This window comes from Peribacillus sp. NPDC006672 (assembly GCF_050274955.1).
GTDB lineage: Bacteria > Bacillota > Bacilli > Bacillales > DSM-1321 > Peribacillus.
This window is the reverse complement of the sequence record NZ_JBNNOR010000043.1, coordinates 1-1,146: the sequence shown is the minus strand read 5'-3', so window position 1 is coordinate 1,146 and position 1,146 is coordinate 1. Positions and strand designations below refer to the sequence as shown.

Here is a 1,146-nt window from a genome sequence, read left to right as displayed (position 1 = left end):
CCCTACATCTTTTTTGCCCTGGCGAGCTTTCCTGATAGCCAAATGCCCATCTTTACAAACGTACATTCCTGCATCCTTGTTAAATTGAAATTCCTCTTCCTTCTTCCGGAATCCCTGTGTAACTGAAGGATTCAATTTTGCGACTAGTTTAATGTTATTTTCTTCACTGTATTCAATATTTCCCTTCTCTGAGTAAGCTGCATCCCCAATCACGGTCTCAATCACCATACCAGCTGCCGTGCTCTTTTCAATTAATGCCTTTAATTCTTTACCGTCCGTTTTTTCACCTGTAGTGATAGTCGCAGCTGTAATGATTCGCTCCTCACTCATCGCAATATGTGTTTTGTATCCAAAGAAAGAAGAGTCAGCGCTCTTGTGGCCAATCTTGGCATCTTGGTCTTTGGAGATCCTTAACTGTTCGATATCATCGGCTACCGTTTCCTTTAATAGATTTAACTGCTCTTTTACCTTTGGATATTGGGTGATACGCTCTTCTGTTTCCACTACCTCGATGAGCTTCTGGCTATAAGCAATTTCATCCTGCAATACATCAGTAGTGGTTTTGGCCGGGAATTTATTTTTCATCTCTTCATCTATCGAATAGATTACTTTTCTTAATTTTTTAGATTGGTCCATCAATATTTCTTTTGGAGTCTTATGATTGTATCTGGCTTTCGTGTGGGTGGCATCCACAATAATCGTTTTGTTTTTAATGATTTCCTTTTCAATCGCAATCTCAACGGTTTTATGAATGAGCATATCCAAAAGGTTTATGTCTTTTAAACGGAGCTTTCGAAATTTCGTTAAAGAGCTAGGGTCAATAACCGGATCTTCTGGAGCCATGCCGAGGAAGTATTTAAAGGACATGTCATACCTGGAACGCTCAACTATATCCACATCTGATAGGTCATGAATAGTTTTGAGCAGCAAATATTTAAACATACGTATTGGATCGACAGCATTCCTGCCGTTATGAAGACAGTAGTTGTCCCTCAATTCTTCCAACACAAAAGAAAAGTCAATAAGTTCATTGATCTTGCGTAACATGTTATCCTTTGGAACCACTACATCATAAATGGCCATATGAGGACTAAAAACCATAGACGTTTGTTTTTGAATCATCGTACTCACCCACATAAATTTATT

At 38.7% G+C, this 1,146-nt stretch carries 1 protein-coding gene; it reads right to left on the bottom strand.

What is annotated here, in order from left to right; translation table 11 throughout:
- The coding region (locus ACQKKK_RS26225; protein ID WP_427620022.1) for an IS1182 family transposase at positions 1–1,122 on the bottom strand (1,122 nt) is incomplete at its 3' end.
- Positions 1,123–1,146 lie beyond the last annotated feature (24 nt).